Source organism: Bifidobacterium gallicum DSM 20093 = LMG 11596 (assembly GCF_000741205.1).
Taxonomy (GTDB): domain Bacteria; phylum Actinomycetota; class Actinomycetes; order Actinomycetales; family Bifidobacteriaceae; genus Bifidobacterium; species Bifidobacterium gallicum.
Genome location: NZ_JGYW01000005.1, coordinates 325,352 through 338,040, shown reverse-complemented (window position 1 = coordinate 338,040; position 12,689 = coordinate 325,352). Strand labels below are relative to the sequence as shown.

At 56.7% G+C, this 12,689-nt stretch carries 11 protein-coding genes and 1 pseudogene; 7 read left to right on the top strand and 5 right to left on the bottom strand.

The genetic code is table 11. The features are described 5' to 3' along the window. Window positions 1–87: 87 nt before the first annotated feature. Window positions 88–678: a helix-turn-helix transcriptional regulator gene (locus BGLCM_RS05955; RefSeq protein ID WP_148401527.1), complete on the top strand. Its 591-nt coding sequence runs from the start codon at window positions 88–90 to the stop codon at window positions 676–678. A 23-nt stretch (window positions 679–701) separates the two neighbouring features. Here BGLCM_RS05955 and BGLCM_RS05950 read toward each other — a convergent pair whose 3' ends face one another. The 3 genes and pseudogenes from BGLCM_RS05950 to BGLCM_RS08660 all read right to left on the bottom strand — a co-directional run. After that, a complete protein-coding gene (locus tag BGLCM_RS05950) occupies window positions 702–1,856 on the bottom strand; it encodes an Mrp/NBP35 family ATP-binding protein (RefSeq protein WP_006294776.1) in 1,155 nt (384 codons plus the stop codon). Beyond that, on the bottom strand, window positions 1,853–2,443 hold the full coding sequence (locus BGLCM_RS05945; protein ID WP_006294775.1) for a thymidine kinase: 591 nt from the start codon (window positions 2,441–2,443) through the stop codon (window positions 1,853–1,855). Before BGLCM_RS05945 ends, BGLCM_RS05950 begins: the two co-directional genes overlap by 4 nt. Window positions 2,444–2,772: 329 nt before the next feature. After that, window positions 2,773–2,889 (bottom strand): annotated as a pseudogene (locus BGLCM_RS08660) (SHOCT domain-containing protein); the annotation flags it as partial. 40 nt (window positions 2,890–2,929) lie between these two features. Here BGLCM_RS08660 and BGLCM_RS05940 point away from each other — a divergent pair. From BGLCM_RS05940 to BGLCM_RS05915, 6 genes are all read left to right on the top strand, one after another. After that, window positions 2,930–3,754: a P-loop NTPase family protein gene (locus BGLCM_RS05940; RefSeq protein ID WP_006294774.1), complete on the top strand. Its 825-nt coding sequence runs from the start codon at window positions 2,930–2,932 to the stop codon at window positions 3,752–3,754. Beyond that, window positions 3,751–4,173 carry an ATP-binding cassette domain-containing protein gene (locus BGLCM_RS05935; RefSeq protein ID WP_006294773.1) on the top strand — a complete coding sequence of 141 codons (423 nt, stop codon included), beginning with the start codon at window positions 3,751–3,753 and terminating at the stop codon, window positions 4,171–4,173. Before BGLCM_RS05940 ends, BGLCM_RS05935 begins: the two co-directional genes overlap by 4 nt. A 119-nt stretch (window positions 4,174–4,292) precedes the next feature. Further along, window positions 4,293–5,036 carry a gamma-glutamyl-gamma-aminobutyrate hydrolase family protein gene (locus tag BGLCM_RS05930; protein ID WP_052295098.1) on the top strand — a complete coding sequence of 248 codons (744 nt, stop codon included), beginning with the start codon at window positions 4,293–4,295 and terminating at the stop codon, window positions 5,034–5,036. Window positions 5,037–5,190: 154 nt separating this feature from the next. Continuing rightward, window positions 5,191–5,829, top strand: a complete 639-nt coding sequence (locus BGLCM_RS05925) for a MarR family winged helix-turn-helix transcriptional regulator (RefSeq protein ID WP_006294771.1) — start codon at window positions 5,191–5,193, stop codon at window positions 5,827–5,829. 141 nt (window positions 5,830–5,970) lie between these two features. Beyond that, window positions 5,971–7,890: an ABC transporter ATP-binding protein gene (locus BGLCM_RS05920; protein WP_006294770.1), complete on the top strand. Its 1,920-nt coding sequence runs from the start codon at window positions 5,971–5,973 to the stop codon at window positions 7,888–7,890. A gap of 44 nt (window positions 7,891–7,934) precedes the next feature. Further along, a complete protein-coding gene (locus tag BGLCM_RS05915; RefSeq protein ID WP_044085044.1) occupies window positions 7,935–9,779 on the top strand; it encodes an ABC transporter ATP-binding protein in 1,845 nt (614 codons plus the stop codon). Window positions 9,780–9,954: 175 nt separating this feature from the next. Here the strand turns inward: BGLCM_RS05915 and glnA are convergent, their stop codons facing one another. Together glnA and BGLCM_RS05905 are read right to left on the bottom strand one after the other, a co-directional pair. Next, entirely contained in the window at window positions 9,955–11,391 is a 1,437-nt protein-coding gene (glnA, locus tag BGLCM_RS05910) for a type I glutamate--ammonia ligase (protein ID WP_006294768.1), read from the bottom strand. Between the two features lie 346 nt (window positions 11,392–11,737). Then, window positions 11,738–12,532, bottom strand: coding sequence for a DUF4191 domain-containing protein (locus BGLCM_RS05905; RefSeq protein WP_006294767.1), 795 nt, complete (start codon window positions 12,530–12,532; stop codon window positions 11,738–11,740). Window positions 12,533–12,689 lie beyond the last annotated feature (157 nt).

The following is a 12,689-nucleotide window of genomic DNA, read 5'->3' as shown; positions in this document are numbered from 1 at the left end:
ACGGAGGTACCGTTACTCAAGCGATACCTCTCTTTCTGTCCATTATTGAATGGCGCAAGGAGATGTATGGAGAACGAATGCACGTGGATGGTCGGGCTTGATTTCTATAGCTCTGATCAACTTACCGGAGATGCGGTATTTGATTTGCTGGAAACCTTGGGTAACTATGCGCCAAGTGCGGCATGTGAACCCGGGTCAACTCAGGGAAGTGTGACCCTACGCGTGATCGACGTAGAGCCAACTGGAGCCATCCGCCAAGCACACCATTTGCTTGAACAAGCCTTGGGCATGACTCTTCAGCTGTACAGTGTGGAAGCCACGGAATGGCATGAAGCATCACGCCGTCTTGCTGAACCCACTTATCCGCCAGTAGTGAGCAATGCGGAAATCGCCCGCATGGCCCACGTCAGTCGGCAGCGCGTCGGACAGTTGACGCGATCGCATACATTCCCCAAGCCAGTGATTGAGACCGAACATACGAAGCTCTACCGCAAAGACGCTGTTGAACGCTGGCTGGAAACGCGCCAAACCAAACCGGGGCGCCCACTCGCCTCCTCAGTAGAAGAGGCAAAGGCGCCGGCTTTATCAGATTATGCAACTGAGCCTGTTATTCGTGTTGCGCCCGCACTCGACCAAGAATCCACGGATGCGCAACAATCCGCCGAAGCCTGCCTGTAGCAAACAATCCCTTCTACGGGCAGTTAATCAGCCACAGAAGGCGCGGCCATGAGCGCTTGGGCGAGGTGTTTGAAGGATTGGGCAAAATCGTCGTCGCGCAAACGGCCGTGCTCATCAAGCACAGCCGGACGACCTGTTTCACCAATCTCACGAATCTGCGGATCCAACGGCAGCTGAGCCAGCAGCGGCACATCATAACCCAACGCTCGCGTAAGCTGGTCGGCCACACGCTGGCCACCGCCGGACCCGAAAATTTCCAAGCGCTCGCCGCGATGCTCAAACCAGCTCATGTTCTCCACGACGCCACGCACCTTCATCGGCACCTGCAGGGCCACCAGACCTGAACGCGCGGCGATGTCTGAAGCGGACGATTGGGGAGTAGTGACGACGACGAGCTCGGCATTCGGCAACGCTTGGGCCACGGAAATGGCCATGTCACCCGTCCCCGGAGCCAAATCAAGCAGCAGCACGTCGGGAGCGCCCCACCACACGTCGGCCAGGAACTGTTCAAGCGAGCGTTGCAAGCGTGGGCCGCGCCACAAAATGGCTTTGTCGGATCCGGCGAAAATGCCAATCGACATGAACTTGACGCCCCAGGCCGTGGCCGGCATCAGCATGCCGTTTAAGTTGACGGGATGTTCGGACGTGCCGAACAGGCGCGGCAGTGAGAACCCGTAAATATCGGCGTCAATGGCCGCCGTGTCGTACCCGAGCGCCGCGAATGTGGCCGCAAGGTTGGCCGTGATGCTTGACTTGCCCACGCCACCTTTGCCTGACGCGATGGCGAAAATACGCGTTTTGCTGCCGGGCTTGGAGAATGGATTCTCGTGGCGCTCCGCTTTGAGGCGTTGCACGAGCGCGTGCAGTTTGTCGGAATCCATCGATCCCACCTCAATATGCGGAACCAGTGTGGCATCGGGATAGGACGCCACGGCCTGTTTGATGCTATCAGTGATTGCTTGCGACAATGGGCAGCCGGGCACCGTCAGTTCAATACCGATTGTCACGTCATAAACCGGCTGAGCATTGGTTTGCTCGGCGCTACCGGTGTTCGTGGATTGGTCGCGCGGCACAGCCTGGATGGCCGTAACCATGCCTAAATCGGTAATCGATTTGCCCAATTCCGGATCGATGACGGCAGACAAACGACGATACAGTTGTTCTTCAATCGGATTCACGCGATGTGCTCCTTGCCTGTCGTGATGCCTTGATGATAATGCTTACGGCACAGTGAGATATAGGTGCCTGTGCTGCCGAACATGATTTTGTCGCCGTCGCGCACAATACGGCCCTGCTCGTCAAGCCGCGCATTGAAACAGGCCGCACGGCCGCACCAGCATACGGTCTTGATGTTTTCAATCTTGTCTGCTGTGAGCAGCAGGCGGATTGCGCCTTCAAACCCTTCCCCCTGGAAGTCCGTGCGCAACCCATAGCAGATGACCGAAATGTCAAAATCGTCCACAATCGCGCCCAACGCGTCAATTTGCTCGGCGCTCAAGAACTGCGCTTCATCCACAATGACCACATCGAAATCGATGTCTTGCGCCGTGCGGCCTTCCATCGACGCGAGAAAATCCTCAACAAAATCGCATTCGGCTTGCAAGCCAATACGCGAACGGATTGTGTGTTCGCCATCGCGGCTTTCCATACGTGGTTTGAGCATGATTGGCGTTTTGCCGCGTTCGATGTAGTTGTAGCGCACCATCAGCGCATTCGCCGTTTTCGACGCGCCTACCGCCCCGAACTTGAAATACAGTTTGGCCATGGCTCGTCGAATCCTTCCTCGGTGATTGGTGTGTGCTCTGGCGCGGCAGCGTGGGTAGCGTGGGTAGCGTTTCGGCTAGCGCGTGGGAACGCTGTTCCGCCACGCCATTGTAGTGCACGCTCGCCATTGGACCAAGGGATGATGGAGAGTTGAGGGCTTGAAATATAAGCAGGGCCATTCTTTGGCGCCGATTACGCTGATTGACGGCTTGACAACATGACCGCAATCTACCTGTGCCCATATATGCTGGCATACGCCGGTTACGGCTGCTGTATGACACAGAGGCGGCACATGGTTCCACATGCCGCCTCTGTACCGTATCGTAACGGTCACAAGCCGAGGATTTGACGTTTCTTAGCGTCGAACTCCTCTTGCGTCAGAATGCCGGCGTCCAGCAGTTCCTTGAGGTTCTTCAGCATTTCAACTTGTTCCTGCATTGAGGAAGCTGGCTCAGAAGAACCGCCGGACGGTTGTGCAGTAGGAGCGGTGGCAGAACGCAAGAAACTGCAAGTGGCGTGCGCGCTGAGCTTGGAACCAAGCGTGCTGATCGCCGATGAGCCAACAAACCATCTCGATGCGCCCACGCGGCAAGAGCTGATTGACGCATTGCAACGGTTCACGGGCATCGGCATCGTCATTACGCATGATGTGGCCGTCGTCAACCAGTTGGCTTCGCGCAGTTATCTGCTGCGTCAAGTGCATACTGACGCGGGCAATTGCACGGTGGTCGAAGCCTATGAGGGCACTTGGGAAATCATTGAAGAACAAATCAAAGAACGTAACACGACCGCGCAACGCCAGCACAGCCGTGCCAAAGCCGAAACCAAGCGGCTGCAGGCCGAACGTGTCCGTCGTATGGAGAAAACGCGGGCCGTTGCGGCGGCAAGCCAACGCACTCCGGACCGGCGGGACCATGATGCTTGCAAACGCAAGAAATTCGCCAAAGGTGGCCTCGATGCGGGTGTCAGCCGCAACGTGGCGCGTCTGGAGGGGCGTATTGCCGCTGCACAACGTGCACAAGAAGGATTTGTGACGGCGACGAAGCGATATGACGGAGCGGTCCGGTTCGACATCGTTCCAAGTTCTCGACGTGAACTCATGCATCTGGAGCAGGGTGTGATCCGTTTAACATCCCAGGAACCCTTGTGGGACCAAGCAGATCCGGATGAACTGCCGCGGTATGTGGCGCGTGTGGATGGCAATCACGTGAACCTCACCCGCAACCGTGAACTCACTGGACACACACTGCAGCACACCTCGGAAGCGCTTGCCATCCCGCGCATCAGCGTTGGCCACGGGACCATATCGTGATTACAGGAGCCAACGGCACCGGCAAGACCACGCTGTTCAATGCGTTGGCTGCCACATTGCCCGCGCAAGTGCCGAGCGTGATGATTGGTCAGGATGTAGCGCAGGCGAACGCTGTGCTCGAGCAATTCGCGCAGCTGACCGGTGCTGAACGCCAAGAAGCCATGGCGTACTTTGCCGCACAAAACGGCAATATGCGTACGCTCAGTGAAGGTGCCGGATTGTCTGCCGGGGAAGTGCGCAAACTGGTGTTGGCACTAGGGCTGGTGCGCCGTCCGCAAGTGCTGTTGTTCGACGAGGCGACGAACCATTTGGACTTGTCGTCAAAGCAGGCGCTGGCGCAGATGTTGCGTGAGTATCCGGGCGCGTTCGTGCTGGTCACGCATGATGAGTTGCTGATTGATCGGCTACGGGGCATCTGAGTGTGAGATTGTTGCATGCGTAAGAAACACATCGTTGATACGGTGGGCGACAGTCGGCTTGCGATACTCAGCAATCGCGAATCCGGGAAATTGGTTACTAAAAGAAAGGTGGGCAGCCAGTGGGTATCAACAATGGAACACGGCCGATCGTGGGCGTCGTCCCGCTTTACGATGTGGAACGTCGCAGCATGTGGATGCTGCCTGAATATTTCACAATGCTTGAGCGCAGCGGTGCGGTTCCGATGATGCTGCCCATGTCCACTGATCAAACGGTGATCGCCCAGTGCATTGAACTGTGTGACGGTGTGCTGTTCACGGGTGGTATCGACATCCATCCTTCCGAGTACGGCCAGGATCCGTCCTCGCAGTGCGGTGAGACGTCGCGCGAGTTGGATGCCGTGGAACGTTTGTGCATGCAATACTGCCTTGACAACGACGTGCCGCTGCTCGGCATCTGCCGCGGCTTGCAATTCCTGAACGTCATGCTTGGTGGCACGCTCTATCAGGATTTGCCGACGGAACGCCCCAGTCACGTCAATCACAACATGAGGGTGGCGTACGACCGTCCCGTGCATGATGTGACAATCGAGCACGGCACGCCGCTGGCCGAGATTCTTGCGGATGTGCATAGCATCGGCGTCAACAGCCGTCATCATCAGGCTGTCAAGACCGTGGGGCAGGGGGCGCTCGTCAATGCCGTTTCCGAAGACGGGCTTGTCGAGGCGATTTCAGTGCCCGGCAAGACGTTCGCGCTGGCCGTGCAGTGGCATCCTGAAAGCATGTTCGCGCTCGACGAGCGTAATCGGCGCATCGTCGCCGCGTTCGTCGCCGCCATGCGCAGCACGATGACGGAAGCCGCCTGATTTTCTTCCCGCTTGCGCCGGGTTGTGCATCGCACGGCCCGGCTTTTTCTATGGTCTCCTGCTTTTCCCTGGTACAGTTTTTCAACTGTTTTTGTATTTTTTGGCGCCCTCCATAGCCGTTGTATCTCCGATTGTCTTACACTGTAAGTAATTTATGGGCGTCCACTATTTGGCCGTATGTGTTGCGCACATCAACATGGACTTGGGAGAGGTGATGGAAGAGTCGAACAACAATGCCGCATGTCCTGCGCGCGCATGGTTTGAGCAAGATCGCGATGGTGAGCATAACCAATTTGCCTATGCTGATGAAGCCATGCACACGATCATGGTTACGGTATTGGGCAACCGGTCCAAAATGGCGCGCACCATCGAGCGTGGCGCCCATGGCGAGATGTTCGTTTTGCGCGACCTGTTGTTCAACGGCGCGCGCACACCGACGCAACTGTGTGCCGCGATGGGCGTCACGTCGGGACGCGTGTCCACCGTGCTGTCGTCACTGCTCAAAAAAGGTTGGGTGCGCCGTCAGGAAGACGCCGCCGACCGACGTCGTGTCGTCATCACGTTGACTGATCAGGGCAAAGACGTGGTGCGTGAGCATTACATGCAGTTGCGCGATGATTTGCGTTGGGCGTTCCAGCAGATGGGGGAGCGCAGGACGCGTGAGTTCGCTGAACTATTCCATGAGTTCTTCACGCTGATGTCGCTGATCACACCAGGCCAGGCGCGTCCGTCGGCACAGCAGGTGCGTGAAGCGTTCGAGCATGAGTCGGGGCGGCAGCATCCAACCATGTGATCACGAAAAATATATACATACTGTAAGGTACTTGTATGGCGTGTCATGCCATGACCGCCTGCCAAACCCGCACAAGCACAGCGTTAGCCACCTAAAACAACCACATATTTATCCATCCAAACAACCACACAAGGACCCCCTATGTTCCGCATCATGAAATATCTCTCCCGGTCAGAAATCGGGCAGATGCTCATTGCGTTGGTGACCATTGTGGGCCAGGTCTATTTCGACCTGCAGCTGCCCACTTACATGTCGCAGATCACCACGCTCGTCGAAACACCCGGCAGCGCCATGAAGGACATTTGGATTGCTGGCGGCAAGATGCTGCTCATGGCACTCGGCTCACTCGCGTGTGCCATAGTCACGGGTTATATCGCAGCCCGTGTGGCTTCATCATTCGGGCAACGACTGCGTTCGCTTGAGTTTCGCACAGTCGAATCGTTCGGCCCTTCCGAGATGCATCATTTCTCCACGGCCAGCCTGATTACACGCTCCACGAACGACATCACGCAAATCCAAATGTTCATCACGATGGGTTTGCAGATGCTGATCAAGTCACCGATCATGGCCGTGTGGGCCGTGTGCAAGATTGCGGGCGATGGCTTTGAATGGACGCTGGCCACAGGCATCGCAGTAGTCATTTTGCTCGTTGCCATTGCAGTGCTCATGGTGTTGGTCATGCCGAAATTCAAAGCCATGCAACGCCTGACGGACAATATCAATCTTGTTGCACGCGAGAACTTGACGGGCCTGCGCGTCGTAAGAGCCTACAATGCCGAGGATTACCAGGAACGCAAGTTTGAACACGCGAACACGGAACTGACGGACACACAACTGTTCACGAACCGAACGATGGCAATCATGATGCCGTTGATGAGCACCATCATGAACGGACTGTCGTTGGCCGTGTACTGGATTGGCGCCTACCTGATTGAAGACGCGGGAGCCATGGACAAGCTCACACTGTTTTCCAACATGATCGTGTTCTCGAGCTACGCCGTGCAGGTCATCATGAGCTTCCTGCTGATGAGCATGGTGTTCGTACTCTGGCCACGCGCCGACGTGTCAGCACACCGTGTGATGGACGTGCTCAACACGAAACCGCTCGTGACCAACGGCACACGCCAACGCGGCCTGACCGTGGCCGAAGCCCAGCAAGCCGGCATCATCGACGCGGCCGACGCCCAACAGTATGCGCAAGACGTGGAACTGGCCGGACAAATTGAATTCCGCGACGTCAGTTTCACCTACCCGGATTCGCGTGAAGCCATGCTCGACCATATCAGCTTCAGTGCCAACCAAGGAGACACGGTGGCCATCATCGGCGCCACCGGTTCAGGCAAATCATCCCTGATCAACCTGGTACCGCGATTCTACGATGCGAGTGAAGGACAAGTGCTCGTTGACGGCGTGGACGTACGCGACTATGACATCAAGACCTTGCGCGACAAAATCGGTTATGTGCCCCAACAATCCTTCCTGTTCAAAGGTACCGTCGCGTCGAACGTCAGCTATGGAGACAAGCCTGGAGAAGACGAAACGGTACCAATCGCCGACACGTCCACGCGAGCCGGACGACGCATGGAAGCGCAACTGCTGGCCCAAGACGCTGACCAACCATTGACCGCGCAAGACATGAACCGCGTGGAACAAGCCTGCGACATCGCGCAAGCCAGTGAGTTCGTCAACAAAATGGACGGCACCTACGACGCGCGCATCAGCCAAGGCGGCAGCAACGTGTCCGGCGGCCAAAAACAACGCCTGTCGATTGCACGCGCCATCTACCGCAACCCGGAAATCCTGATTTTCGACGATTCGTTCTCCGCACTCGATTTCAAAACGGATCGCGTAGTGCGTGACGCGTTGAAAGAACATGCAGCCCAAGCCACCAAAATCATCGTCGCCCAACGCGTCGGCACGATTATGGACGCCGACTGCATCCTCGTGCTCGACGACGGCAAACTCGTCGGCAAAGGCACCCACCGCGAACTGCTCAACACCTGTGACGTCTACCGAGAAATCGCACAATCGCAGCTCACCCAGCAGGAACTCGACGCCTGAACGGCGCCCCACACCAACTTGCACTCACTGAAAGGACACCCACCATGCCAGGACCCATGGGGCGCGGTCGCGGCGCCGCAATGGACAAACCCGCGAACTTCGGATCGGCCATGCGCCAACTCATGACGTTCAGCAAACGCTACATACCAGCCATCATCATCGCGTTGATTCTCGGCGTCGGCGGCACCATCTGCCAAATCATCGGCCCCGACTACCTCAAAGACATGACCAACGAGATCGTCAAAGGCCTGCCGGCACTTGTACAAGGCAAACCAGTGCTGCACTCGATTGATATGGCCGCTGTCAACCACATCGCCTGGACGCTCGTAGCACTGTATGCAGCCTACGCGATCCTGACCTACATCCAAAGCCACATGATGGCCACCGTCACGCAGCGCACAGCACAACGGCTACGCACCGCCATCGACGTGAAAATCAACAAACTGCCACTCAAATACTTCGACAAAGTCAGCTACGGCGACGTCATGAGCCGCATCACGAACGACGTAGACGCCGTCGGCCAAACATTAGGCCAATCACTGGGCGCACTACTGTCTTCCGTGACGCTGTTCTTCGGCGCATTGATCATGATGTTCGCCAACAACGTGGTCCTGACCTTATGCGCAGTAGGCGTCACAATCCTCGGACTCGTACTGATGATGCTCGTCATGAAGTTCTCGCAAAAATACTTCGTACGTCAACAGGTTGCACTCGGCGACGTCAACGGCCATGTTGAAGAAATGTACGGCGGCCACATCGTCGTCAAAGCCTACAACGGCGAAACCGACGCCATCCGCACATTCGAACGCTACAACGACGCACTCTACGAATCCGGATGGAAAAGCCAATTCTTCTCCGGCCTCATGATGCCAATGATGAACTTCATCGGCAACATCGGCTATGTGATCGTGTGCGTGGTAGGTGCGGCGCTCGCCATGGACGGGCGCATCGAGTTTGGCGTGATTGTGGCATTCATGCTCTACATTCGTTTGTTCACGCAGCCGTTGAGCCAGTTCGCTCAAGCGTTCCAGAACTTGCAGCGTTGCGCAGCTGGTGCCGAACGTGTGTTCGGGTTCCTCAATGAACCGCAACTGCCTGATGAGAGCGACAAACAAGCATTGCTCGGCTGTGGCAGCCATGGGGAGATCACACCGGTTGAAGGACGTGTGTCGTTCAACCATGTGCAGTTTGGCTATGATCCGGGCAAGCTGGTGATCCATGATTTCTCAGCCGATATTGAACCGGGCCACAAGGTGGCCATTGTCGGTCCGACGGGTGCCGGCAAGACGACAATGGTCAATCTGCTCATGCGCTTCTATGAGATTTCGGGCGGCAGCATTTCGATTGACGGCATTGATACGAAGTCGGTGCCGCGTTGGAATGTGCATGACCAGTTCTCGATGGTGTTGCAAGACACGTGGGTGTTCCAGGGCACGGTGCGCGAGAACATCGTCTATGCCAAGCAGGGTGTGCGTGACGAGCAAGTGGTGGCCGCATGCAAGGCTGTGGGCCTTGACCATTACATTCGCTCGTTGCCTCAGGGCTATGACACGGTGCTGGATGATTCCACCACACTGTCGCAAGGCCAAAAGCAGCTGTTGACGATTGCGCGCGCGATGGTACAGGATGCACCAATCCTGATCCTTGACGAAGCCACAAGTTCCGTGGACACGCGTACCGAGGAACTGATCCAGAAGGCCATGGATGCGTTGACTGTGGGGCGCACGAGTTTCGTGATCGCGCACCGCCTGTCCACAATCCGTGACGCCGACATGATCCTCGTGATGAAGGATGGTGACATTGTGGAGCGTGGCACGCATGACGAACTGCTTGAGCGTGGTGGCTTCTACGCCGACATTTACAACGCGCAGTTCTCGTTGACCGACTGACAACACAAGACAGGCATGAGGGGCACGGTTCATAATAAACCGTGCCCCTCAGTCGTGGCCCTGCTTGTATTACCCATATATGCGATGAGTCCCCGTAACGCACCAGCGTCACGGGGACTCATCGCTACCTGATGAACTCATACGAGTTCAAGTTCGAATTGACTCGGGGACGAACTCAGATGTGGAAGTAGAGCTCATACTCGAGCGGCGTCGGCTGCAGGCGAGCCTGGTCGATTTCACCGCGCTTGAGATCGATCCACGTTTCAATCAGATCCTCGGTGAACACGTCACCGGCGGTCAGGAAGTCGTGGTCTTCCTCAAGGGCATCCAGAGCCTCAGCCAGCGAGCTCGGCACCTGCTTGATGCCAGCATGCTCTTCCGGAGGCAGCTCGTAAAGATCCTTATCAACCGGAGCTGGAGGCTCAATGTGGTTGAGGATGCCGTCGAGACCAGCCATGAGCTGAGCCGAGAACGCCAGGAACGGGTTGCAGGACGGATCGGGAGCGCGGAACTCGATGCGCTTGGCAGCCGGCGAAGTGCCTGCGAGCGGAATACGGATGGCGGCCGAACGGTTACGAGCCGAGTACACGAGGTTGACCGGAGCCTCAAAGCCCGGAACCAGACGGTGATAGGAGTTCAGCGACGGGTTCGTGAACGCGAGCACAGCCGAGGAGTGCTTGATCAGACCGCCGATGTACCAACGAGCCATGTCGGACAGGCCGCCATAGTTCTTCTCATCGTAGAACAGCGGCTTGCCGTCCTTCCACAGTGACTGGTGGCAGTGCATGCCCGTACCATTGTCTCCTGCGATCGGCTTGGGCATGAACGTGGCGGCCTTGCCGGCAATAGCGGCCGTCTCATGCACCACATACTTGTACTTCATCAAATCATCGCCAGCGTGCTGCAGCGAGTTGAAACGGTAGTTGATTTCCTGCTGGCCAGCGCCGGCGACCTCATGGTGGGCGCGCTCCAGAATCAGGCCGACCTGCTGCAGGTTGGCGACCATGTCGTCACGCAGGTCCTGCGTGTGGTCCATCGGAGGAACAGGGAAGTAGCCGCGCTTGACACGGTTCTTGAAACCGATGTTCGGCGTGCCATCCTCTTCCACGTCCAGTCCGGAGTTCCATGGAGCTTCCACGGAATCGACCTCGTAGAAGGATCCCTGCATGTCATTGCCGAAACGCACCTTGTCGAAGATGAAGAACTCGGCTTCCGGAGCGAACGATGCGGTGTCGGCGATGCCTGTGGACTTCAGGTAGGCCTCAGCCTTGGCAGCCACCTGGCGCGGATCGCGCGAATACGGCTCATCGGTCAGCGGGTCAACGATCGAGAAGGCCACGTTCAGCGTCTTGTGCTTGCGGAACGGATCGATGTAAGCGGTCTCGATATCCGGCACGAGCTTCATGTCGGACTCGTTGATAGCCTGGAAACCTTCGATGGAGGAACCATCGAACGGCATGCCCTCGTCGAATGCATCCTTGAGGAACTCGCTGGCCGGGACGGTGAAGTGCTGCTGCACACCAATCAGATCGGTAAAGCGGACGGAAACGTATTCGATGCCTTCCTGGTTAATCAGTGCCTCAGCATCTGCTTTCGTCTTGAGAATGGTCACGAGACCGCTCCTTTCGTAAGAACAGGTAACGAGATATCAGCATAGAAGCCAGCGTTTCGCGCGCTCGTCAGTTGAGTTACGAGCATGTTTCATGACTATGCCATGACAGGGCGTAATTCCTTGGTTTTCCGCCGTTCACGAGGTACCCCCGCAGTTGGTTGTGTAACAGTGCATCCACCCCTTGTGGCTTTCCACGTACTGGACATGCGTCCGTTTATACATTCGTTCGTTGGCCAGTCCGTGCACCTTCCGTCATGTCGGATAGGCCTCTGCCGTATAAAAAACTGTCCTGCTCCTTGAGATTCAAGAAACAGGACAGTGTTGTTAGTATTCAGTGTTTGTTCGGTCAGCGTCCGCGCATGGCCCGGCGGCTCACCTTGCCCGGATGCATCGGGTCGATGCCCTTGGGAATGCCATAGCCTTGCTTACGCTGCAACGTGCGCAGGCGGTCATTGAGGGTGGCCAGCTGGTCTTTGGTCATCATGAAACGACGCTTGGAGTGCATCTTCTTCATGGCCGCATTCTTATGGTCGGTGGGCACGTACGACTTCTTCTTGACAATCGTGCGGCGCAAATCCTTCAGACGCACTTGCTTGGGGCCCGTACCCACTGCAATACGATAGATCGGAATGTGCGAGCCCGCGGTCACGCCCTTGATCTGCTTTTCCTGGCGGTCCATGGCACGCATGACCTGTCCGTAATCACCCTCACCAACGAGATAGATGCCGCCGTAGCCCGTGCCACGCCAGACTGCGGCTTGCGTGCGCGGATCGACCCACACGGGTTCCTGCGGGAACGTGAATCCGGCTTTCTGCATGTTGTTCAGCACGCTGACTGCGGCGCCCGGTTGGCCCTCAAGCTGACGGTATCCGACTTTGTCGGCACGGTTCGTCAGCACAATCGTGAACAACAGGAAGCCCAGCATGATGCCGAGCAGGATGCTGGCAATCCAGCCGATCCACGACCAATGGAAAATCAGCGCCAGCACAATGAAACCGATGATTGGGCAGGCAAACGCCACACCAAGCAGCCATGGCAGCGATTTATCCTCACGTTGGGTGAATTTGTAGATCTGCACAATCTGCTTGAACATGCCGTTCTTTTTCGGCTTCTTCTCGCTTGTTGGCTTCTGCTGCGCCATTAGGACCTTCCTCGTTGAGATTTTGTTGATTTCTGGAGAACCGACTTCACATATACGCACTACTGTAACCTGTCCATGCGAACACGTGCGTGTGACAGATGGAATACTGATACAAGTCCGTTCGTTCGTATACCTCGTTGGATCCTTGCACCTTGAG

Bases quoted from the DNA above. Each gene is read 5' to 3' on its own strand.
- BGLCM_RS05955 (WP_148401527.1), top strand. From the start codon at position 88: ATGGTCGGGCTTGATTTCTATAGCTCTGATCAACTTACCGGAGATGCG.
- BGLCM_RS05945 (WP_006294775.1), bottom strand. From the start codon at position 2,443: ATGGCCAAACTGTATTTCAAGTTCGGGGCGGTAGGCGCGTCGAAAACG.
- BGLCM_RS05925 (WP_006294771.1), top strand. From the start codon at position 5,191: ATGGGCGTCCACTATTTGGCCGTATGTGTTGCGCACATCAACATGGAC.
- BGLCM_RS05920 (WP_006294770.1), top strand. From the start codon at position 5,971: ATGTTCCGCATCATGAAATATCTCTCCCGGTCAGAAATCGGGCAGATG.
- BGLCM_RS05915 (WP_044085044.1), top strand. From the start codon at position 7,935: ATGCCAGGACCCATGGGGCGCGGTCGCGGCGCCGCAATGGACAAACCC.
- BGLCM_RS05905 (WP_006294767.1), bottom strand. From the start codon at position 12,532: ATGGCGCAGCAGAAGCCAACAAGCGAGAAGAAGCCGAAAAAGAACGGC.